Genomic DNA, 15,518 nt, shown 5'->3' with positions numbered 1-15,518 from the left:
ATGGATGAAATTTCTCCCAGGGTAAATATAAATCATACCAAGATGCCGTCCTGATACGAGGCCCCGAATGGACTTCACTTTTTTTAACCAGCTGCTGATTATCCTGTCCCTGTCGGTAATCTGTATTGCGCTGTTTTACCGTGTCCGGTTGCCGGACACCCTGAGCTATCTTGCCGTCGGCATTATTCTTGGACCGTCGCTCACCGGTGTTATCGAGAGCGATTTTGATATTTCGCTGCTGGCCGAGATCGGGGTGGTGTTCCTGCTGTTCACCCTGGGGCTGGAGTTCTCAATCGCCAAGATGGTGGCCCTGCGCCAGGTTGTATTCGGCCTTGGCGGGCTGCAGGTACTGGTGGCCACGTTATTTATCTCGGGCATAGCCATTGCTATTGGGTTGCCTCCCACAACGGCGGTTGTGGTGGGCGCAGGACTTTCACTCTCCTCAACCGCCATCGTATCGCGGGAACTGTCACAGCGTAATGAGATTATTCAGCCTCATGGTCAGCTCGCTATCGGCGTCTTACTGTTTCAGGATATCGCCGCAGTTCTGTTCCTTATTCTGATTCCTGCTCTTGCCGGTACCGACAGCCATATTTTGCTACCAATTGGCATGGCACTGCTGAAAGGTACCCTGCTGGTTGTGGTCATGATGCTGATTGGTAAATGGGTGCTGCCTGCCGTATTCCACGAAATTGCCCAGGTTCGCTCCCAGGAGCTGTTTGTCCTGAGTGCGATTGTGACTGCTCTGCTGGCAGCCTGGGTGACTCATGTACTGGATCTGTCGATGGCACTGGGTGGTTTTGTTGCCGGGATGATGCTGGGGGAAAGTCATTACCGTCACCAGATTGAGGCTGATATCCGTCCATTCCGGGATATTCTGCTGGGCCTGTTCTTTGTCTCTGTCGGTCTGATGATTGATGTCAACGACTTTGCCGGCAATATTCACTGGGTACTGCTGGCTTCTGCCGGACTGATTCTGTTCAAGCTGGGGCTTATTTTCACCCTCGGCAAACTAATGGGGCACAAGCGAAGTAATACTTTCAGAGCTGCGCTGGCACTGGCTCAGGCCGGAGAATTCAGTCTGGCACTGATGGCACTGGCTTCCCAGTATGATCTGGTGAGTGATGAAATATCATCAATTGTGCTGGCGGTCACCATTATCTCGATGACCATGACACCGTTGCTGATTCGTTTCTCACCCCAGTTAACGCGTAAGGTCTTTGGTAACAAGGAACAGGTGTTTACCAGTCAGGAAATGATGGAACAGGCCTGCGGCCATGTTGAGGGTCATACCCTGATCTGTGGTTTCGGTCGGGTTGGACAGGCCGTCAGCCGGATTCTCTCCCAAGAGCAGCTGGGCTGGATTGCAATTGATGACGACCCGCTTCATGTGCGAGAAGCTACCAGAGCTGGCGAACCGGTCTTTTACGGTGACTGCCGTCGGGCCGATATGCTGCTGGGACTGGGACTAAAGCGAGCCAGATTGGTGGTACTCTGCATCAACAGCAGCAAAGAAGTTAAGAATGTGCTGGCAATGATTCGGGAACACAGTGTTGATGTACCGGTTCTGGTAAGAACCCGTGATGACTCCCATCTGGATGAACTGATGGAAATGGGGGCAACCAACGTTATTCCGGAAGTGCTGGAGTCCAGTCTGCAAATTGCCGGTCATGTACTGATGCACCTGGGACAGGATCCCGCCGTGGTACGTAACAAGATTCAGCATGTCCGGGCAGAACGCTATCAGACCGTAAACGCCTGCTATCTGGGTCAGACCGAACCGCTGTTTGACCAGTCCGGTCAGCCGCGCAGCCTGCTGCACGGTATTCCGGTCAGCCGCAAGGCCTGGTGTCATGGCAAGAAGCTTAGCGAGATCGATCTGGACTACACCGGAGTGACACTCGATACCGTAAAACGTCTGAGCCGAACGATGTCTGATCCACTGGATCAGGTACTGCAGGAAAACGATATCATTCTGGTGCGCGGTGACGGCGAACAGGTCGAGCATGCGGAAAGCCTACTGCTGACTGGCAAATAACGTTCTCATCTAAAGCCACGCTAAAAGCCCGGGACATTGGCATATGTTCCGGGCTTTTGTGTTAATGAATGTGTTAAGATGCCCGCCTTTCACTTACCAGATCAAGCTGAAGTAAATGTCTGAATACAACACAGTTGAAGAAAAAGTAAGCTACGGCATCGGCCGCCAGATGGGCGACCAGCTGTCCTCCACTCCGATCAAAGGTCTGTCCATCGACGCGGTACTGGCCGGTCTGGCTGACTCTCTGAACGGTGCCGAGAGCGCTGTTGAGCACACTGCCCTGCAAGCTGCATTCAATGAAATGCACGAGCGCATTCAGGCTGAAGAAGCTGAACGTGCCAAGGAAATGAGCGCTGAAGGCGAGAAGTTCCTGGCTGAAAACGCCCAGCGTGAAGATATTGTTGTGACCGAATCCGGTCTGCAGTACGAAATCATCACTGCCGGTGAAGGCGACAAGCCGACTGCTACCTCCAAGGTACGCACCCACTACCACGGCACTCTGGTCGACGGTACTGTATTTGACAGCTCCGTAGAGCGTAACCAGCCTGCTGAATTCCCGGTAAATGGCGTAATCGCCGGCTGGACCGAAGCGCTGCAGATGATGCCGGTTGGTTCCAAGTGGCGTCTGTATGTACCGCACAACCTGGCTTACGGTGAGCGCGGTGCCGGCGGTGCGATTGCTCCGTACTCCACTCTGATCTTTGATGTCGAGCTGCTGGATATCGTAGCCTGATCATGACTGATCGCTGAGAAGCTTTCATGGGCTTCTCAGCTTTTTTGCCCATGTCTTCCGCCTCTTCACTGTCGTCTGGCCTGTTAATCCCCTGCTGCTGAACTAACTTTCTTCCGGTGTGCTTTTCGCACAGCAGTCATTCTTTACCGAACGGAAGAAATCATGTTTCAAAAAATACTGCCTCCCCCACGCCAACTTGTTACTGATTTATCCCGCAATACCCACTGGACTGAACGCCGTTGGTGGCAGGGTATTCTGATGGCTACGCTGTCAGCAATGCCGGTTTGCTCCCAAGCCACAACCGGGCATGACTTCAATCCACCTTCTTCAGTCTTTTGGGATCAAAGTAATATCAACCTGAAATTCCGCACTGATTACCGCACCCGCGTCGACAGCCACAAGCCGAAACAATTCAGAAACCGCGACTTCGGTAGCGCCCTGTGGCTGCAATACGAATCAGGCTGGCTGAATGATCACTTCGGTTTTGATGCCACAGCCTATTACGCCAAACCCTACACCACCTCGGCCAACGCCTACGGCTCATTCTGGTCAGATAAAGACCGGCATGGTGGTGATGCCTACGATATATCCAAAATAGGTGTAGCCAATATCAAGCTGCACTGCGGTGATGATGATACCGGCCTGCTGGCCCGGTTTGGGCGTATGACTTCTGACACCCAGCTGGTTACCAGTCATACCTCTCGCATGACTGAATCCAGTTTTCAGGGCGGCTATCTGGAAGGATATTCAGGCAATCTTAAACTTTACGGGCAGCGGTTTGACCGCACCAGTGCCCGCTGGTCCAGCAGTATGGATAGAATCCGCGCCAATCAGAAATCAGGCAAACCGGATTACATTGATTACATTCTCAATCTGGGGGGCCAGTATCAGTTTGATCAAGGGATCACCCTGGGTTATGAGTGGGCTGAAGGCAAAAACTATATGAAGAAAACCTTCACCACTGCGGCCTGGAAAATCCCTGTAAATCCGGAGCTGGATATCACTCTAGATATACGTCACTGGAAGCAATCAGCTCTCGGTGGCAGTTCATCGGTGTATCGTGATCCCAACCATGAGTCCCGTGCCACTAATTACAATTTGATCGTCAACACCGGCTCGCTGGAAGCCTGGCTGGCCTGCACCCGGATTCGCAAGGGAGAGTTCGAAATGTCGTGGGGGCCAGATGATCATGAAGAAGGCTGGAAACCAATGACCAAGGGCTTCTGGCAGTATTTCAATCAGGACAATATCAATGTATGGACGGGAGGCGCCGTATACAATCTGCAGGACTACGGCCTGCCCGGGCTGACAACCGTTGTGCTGTACACTCATGCTGATAACTATAAAAAATCAGCCAGTCAGCGAGACAATCCGGCATTGGATGTACACTGGGAGCGGGATATTTGGTTTGCCTATGATTTTCAGTCACCGTCGCTCAAAGGTCTGACCTTCGGTGCAGGCTATCTACTGGAGCGTGGTGCCATAGGTGACCGGGATGGCTGCAGGGTATTGCTGGAATATAACTATCGGTTTAAATAGAAAGCGCTTCAAATAATAGGGTTTCAGGCTGGTAGCAATAACATGCCACCAGCCTGTTTTGCTTACATTTTCAACCGTGCCAGCGAAAAATCACACAGATATTCAATCAGCATATTGGACGCTTCTTCAGCACCCTCACTGTCTCCTCTTGAAACACAAGTCATAATCTTGGCATGAAGCCTAGCCGGATGAGCGGTATCCATTTCCCGGTTACGGAACCAGAACAGACGTGAAGGCCCCTGCAACGGCCGCATCACCTTACTGATATATTCATTTCGTGCCGCTTCAACCAGAGCTGCGTGGCAGCCCCGCAGGCACTCCATAAATTTCTCGTCATCGTGATCCTGAGCGCATTGCAGAATGGCATCGCCCAGTATTGCCATTTCAGCTTTCTGCTCCGGTGTTGCTCTTTGTGCGGCCAGTCTGGCGCACAGGGCTTCCAGTGGACGACGAACCTCAAGTAACTTGAGCTGGCTTTCAACCGACACATTGGCAACCTGAATCCCGCAACGGGGATGGATTACAATCATCTGTTCCCAGGCCAGCTTCTGCAGTGCTTCCCTGACCGGCGTTCGCCCCATATCAATCGCTTCGGCCAGTTTTTTCTCCGAGTACATAACACCCGGCTTGAGCTGCTGGAAGACGATCATTCGTTCAAGCTGTTCACAGGCTATGTCTGTCAGCGACTTTTCTGCACCCATAACTTCTCTGTATTGGAAATACGTTTACCGGGACAATGATATATCAGCCCGATATCATGAATCTTGCTGCAATATTACTTATTCCTGCCTGCTTGTGTCGCCTTTTCTTTCTTTTTCTTACCTATTTTCTGTCTCACTAAGCAGGGCTTAAAGGCCCTGTTTACGGCCCCCTCACCTGAACCTGCCAGCTTCCTCTCTCTTGCCTTTATTGACCTGGATCAATCACTTCAAAAAACAACAGGCATACCATTGAAATATCACTGATATATCAGCTGTGTTTTACAGCATATTTGAGAGGTCGAGATGAAAGGTTGGGAGCTGGAAAGCCGATTTGATTCTGCAACAGACCTTCCGGTTCTGAGAGAGCTGGATGTTCTGGTCGTGGGTGGTGGCTCTGCCGGAGTTGCTGCTGCCACCACCTGTGGCCGTAATGGCCTGAAGACAGCTCTGATCGAGAAATATGGCTTTTGTGGCGGCGCAGCGGTAGCCGGTATGTCCGGCACAATTTGCGGTATGTATCTCGCCAGCGATGACTGTGGCAAAGAGCCACAACAGGTGGTTTACGGTTTTACCGAAGAGTTCCGCCAACGACTGAAAGCCAAGGGAGGTGTTACCGAACCCCAGCGCTATGGCAAAACATATACCGTCACCCACGACCCGCTAATGTGGCGTGAAGTGGCCGACGAGATGCTGATGGAAGCCGGGGTTGAAATCTTCTATCACTCGGCGGTAACCGGTGTCGTTATGGACGATCAGACCTATAAGGGTGTTGTCGTTGAATCCAATGCTGGCCGCACGATTTTCCTAGCCAAACGGATTATTGATGCCAGCGGCGATGCAGCCGTTGTCGCCCGCGCCGGAGGTGAGTATTTCTTCGGTGATAACGGCATTATCCAGAACCCGACTATGTTCTTCCGCCTTGGTGGTGTCGAAATGAGCACCTATCTCGAATACTACGGCGAAGACACCATCTGCCCGTCGGATATGACCCGCAAGATTCTGGAACTGAACGCATCCGGCGAATACGACCTGCCCCGCCACAAGATCTGGATCTTCCCCACCACCCGCCCTGGCGAATTGATGGTCAACGCCACTCGCCTTGCTGGCCAGGATGGCCGGGTACTGAATGTTATCGATCCGGTTGACTTTACCGAGGCTGAAATCTTTGGTCGCAAGCAAATGCGGGAATATGCCCGGTTCCTGAAAAACCATGTACCGGGTTGTGAATCGTCCTATGTGGTTGATACCAGTGTTGAAGTGGGAATTCGTCAGACTCGCTCCATCGAGGGTGTCAGCAAACTGAGTAATGAAGATGTCGTCAACTGTCGTAAGAACGAAGACAGCATCTGCCGCAGTCCCTGGCCCATCGAGCTGCATTCCGGCACCAAACCCAAACTGCACTGGTTGATTGAAGACTGGTACGACGTGCCCTACGGCACGCTGCTGCCAAAGTTTGGCGAGAACATTATTGTCGCCGGACGTTGCCTGTCTGCCGAGCACGAAGCGCTGGCTTCTGCCCGGGTCACCGCACAGACCTTTGAATACGGCCATGCCGCCGGTCAGGCCTGTGTCCTCTCCCTGAAAAACAATACCGGCTTCCGCGAAATCAGCGGGAAAGCCGTTCGCGAGCGCATGACAGCGGCCGGAAGCCGTATCTGAGCGCATTCAAGACCTGATTTTTTTGTTCAGCAGTTCGTAGGGGGACTGCTGCGCAGGAAGCCTGTTTGTCCAAAATGGAGTAGAGAGAGTGAAACAAAGCAATATAAAACGTATTGAGCTGTACGCTGTCGCTGACCGAAAAGCTGACCCGGTACCCTGGGCCGATGATCAGGAGCCACTGTTTTACACCAACAATATTGTTCGCCTGATAACCGACGATGGTCTCGAAGGCGTTGGCGCCACGATCAGTTACACCGAACAGGACTTCGACAAGTGTGTGCTGGAAGCCATGAAGAGCGTTACACCCGGTATGATCGGCAAGAATGCACTGATGACCGAGGAGTTTCATAGCTGGCTGCAGGGACGCTGCACCTGGGGTGGTCTGGTAGCCAAGTCACCATTTGATATCGCGGCCTGGGATATCAAGGGCAAGAAGTTCGATATGCCTATCTATATGATGTTGGGCGGTGCCCGCACCAGAATGCTGTCGTATGCCTCAACCCCGCTGTTTCACAGCCATCAGGAATACTTCGACTTTATCGAGAAATGTATTGATGAAGGCTTTACTGCTGTCAAACTTCACTGTCACTGCATCTTCGAAAAAGATGTGCCGCTGGTTAAGGCCGTCAGTGAACAGTTCAAGAGGCGTGGTATTGAGCTGATGCTCGACACGGCCATGTACTACAACGGCGAACAGTCACTGAAGATGGCCAAACTGCTGGATGAACTGGGCTGGTACTGGTACGAAGCGCCCTGCTCCGACTATGACTTCAAGACTTACCAGAAGCTGGTTAAAGAAACCAATATCGAGATTTCCAGCCATGGTAACTGCCTGCTTACCCTGCCTGAAGTTGAGCATGCTCTCGCAAATGATATGTGGTCTGACGTACGTCAGGACGCAACCGTTTGCGGTGGTATTACTCCACTGAACAAATGCTTTGCCATTGCCGAAGCTCATGGCAAACCGCTGGAAATCCAGTCCTGGGGTTACACCATCACTCAGGCTGCCAACCTGCATGTAGCACTGGCCCATAACAACGGCGTCTATTTCGAGCAGGCATTCCCTTACGAGAACTTCGAATACGGTGCCAAAAACGTAATCCGTACCGACAAGGACGGTTACGTTCACGCACCGGAAGGCCCCGGGCTCGGGGTTGAGATGGACTGGGCCGCAGTACGCGACGCTTCCATTCAGAGCTATATCATCGAATAAAAATAACAACGAACACGCAGTACCGATTCAGCAGGGAAGCTGGTCCGGTATGGCAGGAGATAAGTTATGTCGACACAAATCCCCGGAAATTACGACAAGGTTACGATAGCCGTCTCGATGGTTATTGTATCTACCATTTCCCTGTTTTTTCTTACCGATACTGAAACTGCCATCAGTGTCGCCGGCGATATTTTCACTCTGATCGCCAGTAATCTAGGCACCCCCATCCTCTGGTATGCTTTTGCGCTGGTGATCATCGGCGCCTTTTTCATTTTCAGCAAATACGGCAGTATCCGTATGGGCAATGAAAAGCCTGAGTTTTCCACCTTTTCCTATATCACTATGATGGCACTGGCCGGTGTCGGTTCCGGTACCGTTTACTGGGCCTTTCTGGAGTGGTCCTACTATATCAAGACGCCCCCGTTCGAGATTGCAGCCAACAGCGTGCAGGCACATGAATGGGCAGTAACCTACAGCCTTCATCACTGGGGCATTACTGCCTGGGCGATCTATGCCATTACTGCTATCCCGGTTATGTATGCGTTCTACATTCGCAAAACCGGTTCACTGAAAATCAGTGATATCGTCAAGAATATGATTGGCAGCAAGGCTACCGGTTCTGTTGTAGCCCGGATTATTGATATCACCTACCCGATTGCACTGGTCTTCGGTCTGATTATTGTATTGTCCCTGGGTGTACCGATTATTTCTGCAGCAGTATCCCTACTGACCGGTCTTGAAGATACCCTGGCGCTTAAACTGGGTATGGTCGGCATTGTTGCCGCTCTGCTGATCTTCAGTTCCTTCCTTGGTATCGAAAAAGGCATGCAGAATATCAGCAGCTACGGCACCTACTGCATTGTGGCGCTGGCCCTTTATATTCTGGTGTTTGGTCCGACCCAGTTCATTCTTGAAAATACCAGTTCATCTATTGCGATCTGGGCATCCAATTTTGTCAAAATGAGCCTGTATACCGATGCGGTAAACAAGAACGGTTTCCCGCAGAACTGGACCGCCTACTTCTGGGCCTACTGGATGATCTTTATTCCGCTGATGTGCGTGTTTGTGACCAAGGTCTCCAAAGGCCGAACCATCCGTGAAGTTATCGTCTGCATGATTGGTGGTGGCACCGCCGGTATTGCTGCACTGTTCTCCATTGTCGGTTCCTTTATGATGAAGACTCAGCTGGATGGCAAGGTCAATATCAGCCAGATGGTTTCCGATGGCCAGGCCAGTCAGTCCATCGTTCAATCACTGAACACTCTGCCACTGTCCTCCATCATTCTGTTTGTATTTATTATTTCCACCTTCCTGCTACTGGTGACGACACTGGATGGTTCCGTATTCACTGTCGCCTGTCAGACCCAGAAAAAGCTCAGCAAGACGAACAATCCGGCTACCGGCCTGAAGATTTTCTGGTGTCTGGTAATTGTGGCGATACCAGCGGTATTCATCTCTGTTAATGCACCGGTCAGCTCCATGCAGTCAGCCATTCTTATTTTCGCTCTGCCCCTGCTGATTCTGACGTCCTTTATGCTGTACAAGACATTTGTCTACATGCAGGAAGACTATGCCCATATGACCGAAGCTGAAATCAAACAGTTGCATCAGGTGAATGCTGCTCCTGAAACTGTCGCTGAAGAGAAACCTGCCTTTACCGAAACCATTACAGCCTGATTCCTGCTGTAGTTCTGTACGCTTCATTCCAGTCCGCTAACAGCCTGTCTGTAGCGGACTGCTCCCGTCCCGGAAACAAAACCTCCTGTAATAATGTCTACCCAAATCAAGACTTTTGCTTCAGGAGTTCTGACAATGAAAACTGTAGACTGGAATCACTGTGAGCAGCTGGTCTCAGTACTTGCCGATCAGGTTACAGTTTCAGGATTTATGCCCGACATGCTGATCGCTGTTGCCCGTGGTGGCTGGATTCCGGCTCGTCTGCTTGCCCGCCAGCTGGAAATCAAGCGCATGGCCAGTATTGGCCTGAGCTACAGGGATGTGGAGCGAAAACAACTGGAAGCCTATTCACTACCATCAGGGGTTACAGAGAAAAAGTTGCTTGTGATTGAGGATCGACTCGAAACCGGCAAAAGCCTGATTGAGGCTATCGAGCTACTGCAACAGCAAAGCGCCAAGGTCTGCTCTGCCTGCTTTTATATTCGCTCAGACAGCCTGATCAGACCGGATTTCTATCTGGAAGAAGATGACCAGGAAATTGTTTTTCCATGGGACTGACATGGCTGGAGTCATCACGCCATAGAGTCAGACTTGGAGAAACAGGAAAAATTGAGGGAAAGCAAAGAGGGGTATGGAGCCACATCCATGTGGCACAATGTTTCACGCCGTGATCAGGTCCTAGCCTTCTCTGTCAGCACGGCTAATGTACCCTGAAGAGCCGGTGCAAAAGATCCGTTATTTTCACATTCGAATTAAAGAATGCTGCAACCCGGATAAATACAATGTCCTACTCAAACGGATACCCTGCCTATCCTGACAACCGCTCCACACGCTACGTTATAGTGCGAGTTATTACAGTTCGCACAAATATAAAAACAACGTCTAACATATCAGTGGCAAACCGAACCATGAGCTTCTATAAATAGAGTGCTCGCTAAAGTGTCCAAGCGGAAGTCTCTTTCGCTGAGTGTAGCTGTAAAGAAAAAGCTGGTTTACCAAGCGGTAACCAGCTTTTTTAATGCCTGAAAATCAGGAAATCTGATGACACCCCGCCTGTTTTACAGGCAGGGTATAAGACGGGATGGTCAGCACCTTTTATTTTTTGGTGCGAGATCCGGTTTTTGTCGTACGCTTTGTTGCTGGTTTTTTAGCTGCTGTTTTCCTGGACACTGCTTTTTTTGCAGCAGTTTTTCCAGCGGTGGCCGCAGGGAAAACAATTTTTTCTGCTTCCCTGAAATGCTCAACAAAGTTTACAGTCATGCCCTCACGGATATAATCCGGTAGTTCATCATAATCCCTGCGATTCGCTTCCGGCAGCATCACTTCCATAATCCCGGAACGGCGGGCAGCAATAACTTTCTCCCGAATACCACCAACCGCCAGTACCTGACCGGTCAGGGTCAGTTCACCTGTCATTGCCATAGGCTTCGGCTGTCTGCCGGTAGCCAATGACAGCAGGGCCGAAGCCATGGTCACACCGGCACTGGGGCCATCCTTGGGCGTAGCACCTTCCGGTACATGCAAGTGAAGGAAGTTCTTGTTAAAGAACTCAGGATTAGCACCAAACTGCTCGGCATTGCCAGTAATAAAACTCCAGGCAATATCAGCAGACTCCCGCATAACCTCGCCCAGTTTACCGGTCAGTTTGAAGCCCGCCCGCTGGCTGTGTACCTTGGTAGCTTCAACCGGCAGGGTAGCACCGCCCATGGAAGTCCAGGCCAGACCGGTAATAATACCGACACCTTTCATAACCTTTTCAGGACGGAAATATGGCTTGCCAAGGTACTCTTCCAGATCCTTGATTCCGACACTGATCTTGCTGTCCGGTGCTTCCAGCATTTTCACCACTGCTTTGCGCACAATCTTCTGCAGCAGTTTCTCCAGATGACGGACACCGGATTCACGGGCATAGCCTTCTATCAGAGTTTTCAGGGCAGCATCGGTAACTTTCAGCTGACTCTTTTTCAGACTGGTGTTTTTCAGCAGCTTGGGCCACAGATGATTCTTGGCAATCGCCAGTTTTTCACGGGTGATATAACCTGCCAGACGAATGGTATCCATCCGATCCAGCAACGGCCCCGGAATGGTATCCAGCTGGTTGGCGGTACAGATAAACAGCACCTTGGACAGATCAATCCGCATATCCAGGTAGTGATCCAGGAACTCACTGTTCTGCTCCGGATCCAGCATTTCCAGCATGGCAGAAGCCGGGTCACCACGGAAAGAGGAACCCATCTTGTCAATTTCATCCAGCATGATAACCGGATTGGAGACATCGACTTCTTTTAACGCTTGTACCAGCTTACCCGGCATGGCGCCAACATAGGTACGGCGGTGACCTTTAATTTCGGCCTCATCACGCATGCCACCAAGGCTGAAGCGGTAAAACTTGCGTCCCAGAGATCTGGCAACAGAGCGGCCAATAGAGGTTTTACCCACACCGGGAGGGCCTACCAGCAACATAATGGAGCCGGTCACTTCCCCTTTCCAGGCGCCGATGGCCAGAAACTCGATAATTCTGTCCTTGACGTCTTCCAGCCCTTCATGGTCTGCATCCAGCACCTTGCGGGCATTTTTCAGTTCCAGGTTGTCGTCAGACAGAATGCCCCAGGGAACCGATGTCGCCCAGTCGAGATAGTTACGGGTTACACTGAATTCCGGCGAGCCCATTTCCAGCATGGAAAGTTTATGCAGCTCGTCGTCAATTTTGACCTGTACATCGGGCGGTATTGTTTTACCCTCGAGACGGGCTTCAAACTCTTCGATTTCAGCCGTGCGATCGTCCTTGGAAATACCCAGTTCTTTCTGGATCACTTTCAGCTGTTCTTTAAGGAAGAATTCCCGCTGGTGCTTGGTGATTTTGCGGTTTACTTCTTCACTGATTTCCCGCTGCAACTGGGCTACTTCACGCTCTTTGCGGATCAGCACCAGGACTTTTTTCATTCGCTCCATCAGCGGCAGGGTTTCCAGTACTTCCTGTAGTTCGCGACCGGAAGCGGTGGTAATCGCCGCCGCAAAGTCAGATAACGGTGATGGATCCCGCGGGCTGAATCGGTTCAGGTAGCCTTTCAGTTCTTCGGTATACAGCGGATTCAGCGGTAATAGTTCCTTGATCGACTTAATCAGAGCCATAGCATAGGCTTTCAGCTCTTCGCTGTCTTTCTCTTCACACTGGGGATATTCAACCTGCACCAGGAAGGGTGCCGTTTTACGCAACCATTTTTTAATTCTGAAACGCTGCAGGCCAAGGGCAATAAACTGTAGCTGGTCGCCTTCGCTCAACAGATTGTGCATTTTTACCGCACAACCATATTCAGGGAAATCATCCGGACCCGATTCCTGACCGGAAACACCACCAACCCAGGCTAGCCCCAACGCTTTCTGGGAAGTCTGGTCTACCCGTTGCAGGGTGTCATCCCACTGATCCCTGGGGAACACCAGCGGTTGTACCTGAGCCGGAAAGAAAGGACGGCTGTTCACCGGCATCAGATACAACTTGTCCGGCAGGGCCTCATTGGGCAGTACCAACCCGGTACCGGATTCTTCTGCGACCTCTTCACCATCAAGGATTTCAGCATCGACTTCGATGGGATCTTTATCCTGTTCGCTCATTCGTACAAACCTGTAGTGACTTATGATTTTCTAATAAGGGCAAGATGTCATTTTGCAAGGGTATAACCGCAATCAATCTGTAAATAACAGCTATTTGGCTATCAGACCTGGCTCAGTCTGAGCAGTACAGCTGTCGTCACCTTCAGAAAATCAGATTGAATCAACTGTTATCGGCAATTTGCTGCCAGAATTCATTACTCAAAAACGGATAAGTATTTCGCGCCTGATAATGTGATCTGCGCGGACTTGTCCCGCGATATTTTCCAATTATACTCCCGCGCCACTGAGTTCGACCCGGTTTTAATCAATCCCGGCTAACAACAATCAGAATTTATAACGCACGGGTCTCTTTCGCTCTGAAATCCCCCTGCCCGATACAACCTTGACTGACTTTTTCGGATACGGCAATGACTGACAATCATCTGCTGGAGTTTGGCTTATTGTGCCTGACTTCTCTGTTTACAATGATCAACCCACTGAGCATCACGCCGATTTTCACTTCGATGACGGCCGGACTGCCCAGAGAACAATCCCGTAATGTTGCCCGCCGGGCGACGATTACCGCTGCTGCGATCCTGATTATTTTTGCAGTGACCGGTTCAGCAATCTTTGAGATATTCGGGATCTCCACCAACAGCCTGAAGATTGTCGGCGGTGTACTGTTCTTTCTGATGGGTTATGAGATGGTGCAGGCCAAGCTTAACCGCACCCAGTTTGATAACAGCCAGAACCTGCAGGCCATTGATGAGTACACCAATGATGTTGCCATTACGCCGATTGCTATCCCGCTGATCTGTGGGCCCGGTGCAATAGCCACCGTCATCATTCTGATGAACCAGGCCAAAGGCCACGCGGAAGAAGCCGTGCTGCTGAGCGTCATTCTTTCTGTCTGCACCATTACCTATCTGTTCCTGCGCTTTGCCAAAAAGATCATGGCGAGGCTGGGAGACAGTGGCAACAAGGTGCTGATGCGGATTATGGGTCTGATCGTTATGGTTATCGCCGTGGAATATTTTGTCGGCGGTATGAAACCGATTCTGCGGGATATTTTCATGGTTCAGGCAGGCTGAGAACTTACTCACCTGACAGTTTTATCCAGAGAGCATTTCCTGTACCGGGTGCTCTCTGCTTTTTATTCTACGGCTTTTATTTGCTATCCCGAGCCTTTTATTGATCTCTGACATTGATGCCAAAAACCCTCCTCACATAGAGTCTTTGCCCGACAACACAGCAAATCAACAGCACGACAGAAGGCTGATATCAAAGGCAAATCAGAGGTAAGGAGTAGTAAAGCAATGTCCGAGATTTATCAGGGGAAAGCGATTGTCGACCGGCTGGATATCAGCGTTCTCAACCCGGGTGAATATCACCTCTGGTTCCGGGCCACACCCAACGGGCTGGGGCAGGACCAACTGTTACCGGTATCTGTTTTCAAAGCAGCCAAGGAAGGTCCAAGAGTACTGGTATCTGCTGGTATCCACGGCGACGAATTAAATGGTGTACTGACAGCTCAGCAGATTATGCGTGAAGCGGGTCCCAAAATAGAGCAAGGAGCCCTGATCGTACTGCCGATGATTAACCTGAGTGGTGTGCTGCATCACACCCGAGATTTTATTCCCAGCGACCCGGATGCCTCTCCGGTTAACCTCAACCGGCATTTCCCCGGAAAACAGAATGGTAATGGTGCTCAGCGTTTTCTGCATGCTTTCTGGAACAACCTGCTGATGGGTAATATCGATTATTGCCTTGATCTTCATACCCAGACCCGGGGCGCAACCTACCCACTGTATGTCTTCGCTGATTATCGAATCCCGGCCGCACTGAATATGGCACGCTGGATGCAACCTGATGTCATCCTGAATGATCCCGGCGATACTGGTGTGTTTGAAACAGTACTGAATGAACATGATATCCCGACCATTACGGTCGAAGTCGGTGCCGGAAAAATCCACCAGCCGGAACTTGTTTCCAGAGCTGTAGAGGGTATCAAAGCTGTGCTGGGTCACTTTGAAATGATGGCCCACTCCGCAGCCGAAACATCAGGCTCAACAATTGAAGGGGATACACTGATATCTGTTCGGGCAGAAACCGGAGGCATGGCAATTCCTGAAGTGGAACTGGGCGACTATGTCGAGAAAGGTGCTTTGATCTGCCGCCAGTTTGATGCATTCGGTCATCCGGTAAAAGAATACCATGCGCCTGATTCAGGCCATGTGCTCAGCGTCATGCAGGATCCGTTACGTGAACCGGGTACTCTGCTGGTAAGACTGATTAAATAAGCATGTTTGAAGTAATGAAAAAGGCGCTCTGAACAGAGCGCCTTTTTTAATGGTTTTACCTGATTAC

Annotated in this window: 11 protein-coding genes; 9 read left to right on the top strand and 2 right to left on the bottom strand. The window is 50.9% G+C overall.

Annotation, left to right across the window (positions count from 1 at the left end):
• Window positions 1-67 precede the first annotated feature (67 nt).
• From ACYZZ0_RS13260 to ACYZZ0_RS13250, 3 genes are all read left to right on the top strand, one after another.
• On the top strand, window positions 68-2,038 hold the full coding sequence (locus ACYZZ0_RS13260; RefSeq protein ID WP_461537116.1) for a cation:proton antiporter domain-containing protein: 1,971 nt from the start codon (window positions 68-70) through the stop codon (window positions 2,036-2,038).
• A gap of 115 nt (window positions 2,039-2,153) precedes the next feature.
• A complete protein-coding gene (locus tag ACYZZ0_RS13255) occupies window positions 2,154-2,771 on the top strand; it encodes an FKBP-type peptidyl-prolyl cis-trans isomerase (protein WP_461537115.1) in 618 nt (205 codons plus the stop codon).
• A 162-nt stretch (window positions 2,772-2,933) separates the two neighbouring features.
• Window positions 2,934-4,310, top strand: a complete 1,377-nt coding sequence (locus tag ACYZZ0_RS13250) for an OprD family outer membrane porin (RefSeq protein ID WP_461537114.1) — start codon at window positions 2,934-2,936, stop codon at window positions 4,308-4,310.
• A 62-nt stretch (window positions 4,311-4,372) separates the two neighbouring features.
• Here the strand turns inward: ACYZZ0_RS13250 and ACYZZ0_RS13245 are convergent, their stop codons facing one another.
• A complete protein-coding gene (locus ACYZZ0_RS13245; protein WP_461537113.1) occupies window positions 4,373-5,011 on the bottom strand; it encodes a GntR family transcriptional regulator in 639 nt (212 codons plus the stop codon).
• 303 nt (window positions 5,012-5,314) lie between these two features.
• Between ACYZZ0_RS13245 and ACYZZ0_RS13240 the strand changes: the two genes are divergently transcribed.
• The 4 genes from ACYZZ0_RS13240 to ACYZZ0_RS13225 all read left to right on the top strand — a co-directional run bounded on the left by ACYZZ0_RS13240 (window position 5,315) and on the right by ACYZZ0_RS13225 (window position 10,118).
• The gene (locus ACYZZ0_RS13240; protein ID WP_461537112.1) at window positions 5,315-6,670 is read left to right on the top strand and encodes an FAD-dependent oxidoreductase; all 1,356 of its coding nucleotides are present in this window, start codon (window positions 5,315-5,317) and stop codon (window positions 6,668-6,670) included.
• 88 nt (window positions 6,671-6,758) lie between these two features.
• Complete coding sequence (locus ACYZZ0_RS13235; RefSeq protein ID WP_461537111.1) at window positions 6,759-7,883, top strand: mandelate racemase/muconate lactonizing enzyme family protein; 1,125 nt, start codon at window positions 6,759-6,761, stop codon at window positions 7,881-7,883.
• A gap of 66 nt (window positions 7,884-7,949) precedes the next feature.
• Complete coding sequence (locus ACYZZ0_RS13230; protein WP_461537110.1) at window positions 7,950-9,560, top strand: BCCT family transporter; 1,611 nt, start codon at window positions 7,950-7,952, stop codon at window positions 9,558-9,560.
• A gap of 135 nt (window positions 9,561-9,695) precedes the next feature.
• Window positions 9,696-10,118 (top strand): phosphoribosyltransferase, encoded by a 423-nt coding sequence (locus ACYZZ0_RS13225; protein WP_461537109.1) that lies wholly within the window; start codon window positions 9,696-9,698, stop codon window positions 10,116-10,118.
• 537 nt (window positions 10,119-10,655) lie between these two features.
• Here the strand turns inward: ACYZZ0_RS13225 and lon are convergent.
• A complete protein-coding gene (gene lon / locus ACYZZ0_RS13220; RefSeq protein WP_461537108.1) occupies window positions 10,656-13,172 on the bottom strand; it encodes an endopeptidase La in 2,517 nt (838 codons plus the stop codon).
• A gap of 407 nt (window positions 13,173-13,579) precedes the next feature.
• Here lon and ACYZZ0_RS13215 point away from each other — a divergent pair, with 407 nt between their 5' ends.
• Window positions 13,580-14,242: a MarC family protein gene (locus ACYZZ0_RS13215; RefSeq protein WP_461537107.1), complete on the top strand. Its 663-nt coding sequence runs from the start codon at window positions 13,580-13,582 to the stop codon at window positions 14,240-14,242.
• 225 nt (window positions 14,243-14,467) lie between these two features.
• A complete protein-coding gene (locus tag ACYZZ0_RS13210) occupies window positions 14,468-15,451 on the top strand; it encodes a succinylglutamate desuccinylase/aspartoacylase family protein (protein ID WP_461537106.1) in 984 nt (327 codons plus the stop codon).
• Window positions 15,452-15,518: the final 67 nt, after the last annotated feature.

The sequence above is a fragment of the Spongorhabdus nitratireducens genome (genome assembly GCA_947387575.1).
In the GTDB taxonomy this organism is placed as follows: domain Bacteria; phylum Pseudomonadota; class Gammaproteobacteria; order Pseudomonadales; family Endozoicomonadaceae; genus CANDOC01.
Note: the sequence above shows the minus strand (reverse complement) of the source record. Positions and strands in the feature narration are given on the sequence as shown.